Source organism: Streptomyces muensis (genome assembly GCF_021474425.1).
Classification (GTDB): domain Bacteria; phylum Actinomycetota; class Actinomycetes; order Streptomycetales; family Streptomycetaceae; genus Streptomyces; species Streptomyces muensis.
This window is the reverse complement of sequence record NZ_JAKEIP010000523.1, coordinates 1-2,216: the sequence shown is the minus strand read 5'-3', so window position 1 is coordinate 2,216 and position 2,216 is coordinate 1. Positions and strand designations below refer to the sequence as shown.

The following is a 2,216-nucleotide window of genomic DNA, read 5'->3' as shown; positions in this document are numbered from 1 at the left end:
CCCCGCGCCCCGGCCCGCCGCCGGCCCGGGCCCCGGGGGCGGGCCGCGCCCCCCCCCCCCCGCGGCCCCCGCCCGCCCCCCCCCCCCCCCCCCCGCCCCGCCCCGGCGGCCCCCCCCCCCCCCCCCGGCCCCCCCCCGAGGGGGGTCCGGCCCACGGTGGGGAGTCCGGCGCACGGCGGAATCCGACGTACGGCCCCGAGCCCGACCACGGCGGACGATCCGACCCAAGGCCCGGAGCCCCACCCACGGCGTAGAACCCGACCCACGGCGTAGAACCTGGGCCTCGACGGAGGCCCAGCCCTCGACACGAAGCCCGACCCGCAGCGTGGGCCCGGCCCTCGGCGCAAGCCCGGTCCTCGACACGAAGCCCAGCCCGCGGCGTGAGCCCGACCCTGGGCATGGGCCCTCGGCTGCGAGGCATGCACCGAAGGGGCATGATCGGGTCATGGACGTCACCCTTCACCTCGCCCAGGACCCCGAGGCCGACGCGCTGCTCGGTCGCAGCCCGCTCGCCGCGCTGGTCGGCATGCTGCTGGACCAGCAGGTGCCGATGGAGTGGGCGTTCAAGGGGCCCCGCACGATCGCCGACCGGCTCGGCGCGGACGACCTGGAGGCGCACGACATCGCCGCGCAGGACCCGGAGGCCTTCTCGTCCCTGCTCTCGGAGAAGCCGGCCGTGCACCGCTACCCCGGGTCCATGGCCAAGCGGATCCAGCAGCTGTGCCAGTACCTCGTCGAGCACTACGACGGTGACGCCGAGCTCGTCTGGAAGGGCGTCGACGACGGCCGCGAACTGCTGCGCAGGCTGGAGGACCTGCCGGGCTTCGGCAAGCAGAAGGCCCAGATCTTCCTCGCCCTGCTGGGCAAGCAGTTGGGCGTCCGCCCCCAGGGCTGGCAGGAGGCCGCCGGCGCCTACGGCGAGACGAGTTCCTTCCGCTCCGTCGCCGACATCACCGGCCCCGAGTCGCTGGCCAAGGTGCGGGCGCACAAGCAGGAGATGAAGGCGGCGGCGAAGGCGGCCAAGAGCGCTGGAAAGGGCGCGGCGAAGTAGGTACGGCGGCCCTCGGGGCTGTGGCCCGCTCCATGCCGTCACCATCCGTGCCGTCATTCGAGTGGCCCGTCCCCGATGGCGAGGTCGGCCGGGTCGTTCTCAGCATGGATCATGAGCGAGTCACCGACCGGCTCCCCGTGGGGTCGGGACTACGACGACCGGCGCGTCCACGCCGGGCACGCGCCCGGGCCGGGGGCGGGGACGGCGGCCCATGAACCCGAGCCGCCGCTCGAAGGCCCCCTGCACGCCCTCTCCCGCGCCGCCTGGCAGGTCGTCCTCGGCACCGGCGTCTGCTCGCTGGTCCTGGGCGTCCTGGTCCTGGTCTGGCCGGGCGCCCCGCTCTTCGTCTCCGGTGTCCTCTTCGGCCTCTACCTCCTGATCAGCGGCGTCTTCCAGCTGATCGCGGCCTTCGGCACGCACCGGACGACCTCGCTGCGAGTGCTGGCGTTCATCAGCGGCACGCTGTCGGTGGTCCTCGGCCTGTTCTGCTTCCGCCGCCCGATGCAGTCGGTGCTGCTGCTCGCCCTGTGGATCGGCATCGGCTGGCTCATCCGCGGCATCTCCCAACTGCTGGCCGCCGCCTCCGACAAGTCCATGCCGGCGCGCGGCTGGCAGATGTTCCTGGGGATCGTCACCGTCCTCGGCGGAATCGTGCTGATCGACGCCCCGATCGAGTCGGTCACCGTCCTGATGGTGCTCGGCGGCTGCTGGCTGGTGGCTGTCGGCGTCGTCGAGATCGTCCTCGCGCTGCGCATCCGGGGGCGGGCCCGCCAGGTCCCGCGAGAGCTGTGATACGCGCCGCGAACCGGTACGCCGAGCGGGCGGTTCTCCCCCCGAACGGGATGAACCTCGTACGGCCACCGGGGAGATGACCTTCCGTGAGTACCGCGAGTACCGCACGACGCCCCTCGCGCAGCCGCGCCTGGCTGCGGGTCCTCGTGCTGCTGCTCGCCCTCCTGGTACCGGGCGCCCACGCCCAGGCCCACGCCGCCGCCCCGCCCACCGCGACCGGCGCCATGGGTTCCTCCGGTGAACTCGCCGAGCACGACGTCCTCGACACGGTCCTGCGGCCACCGGCCCGCCCCGACCGGCGCGGCGCGTCCCGCCCGGGACGACGTGGCCCCGGCCCGCTGCCGCGGTCGGCAACCGACGCACGGCCGTGCCC

Annotated in this window: 3 protein-coding genes; all 3 read left to right on the top strand. The window is 74.7% G+C overall.

Annotation, left to right across the window (positions count from 1 at the left end):
- The first annotated feature begins 445 nt into the window (after positions 1-445).
- Positions 446-1,051 carry an HhH-GPD-type base excision DNA repair protein gene (locus tag L0P92_RS43965; RefSeq protein WP_234768737.1) on the top strand — a complete coding sequence of 202 codons (606 nt, stop codon included), beginning with the start codon at positions 446-448 and terminating at the stop codon, positions 1,049-1,051.
- Between the two features lie 111 nt (positions 1,052-1,162).
- Positions 1,163-1,843, top strand: a complete 681-nt coding sequence (locus tag L0P92_RS43960; RefSeq protein WP_234768736.1) for an HdeD family acid-resistance protein — start codon at positions 1,163-1,165, stop codon at positions 1,841-1,843.
- Positions 1,844-1,929: 86 nt separating this feature from the next.
- On the top strand, positions 1,930-2,216 hold a 287-nt coding region (locus L0P92_RS43955; RefSeq protein WP_234768735.1), incomplete at its 3' end, for a hypothetical protein.

Bases quoted from the DNA above. Each gene is read 5' to 3' on its own strand.
- L0P92_RS43965 (WP_234768737.1), top strand. From the start codon at position 446: ATGGACGTCACCCTTCACCTCGCCCAGGACCCCGAGGCCGACGCGCTG.
- L0P92_RS43960 (WP_234768736.1), top strand. From the start codon at position 1,163: ATGAGCGAGTCACCGACCGGCTCCCCGTGGGGTCGGGACTACGACGAC.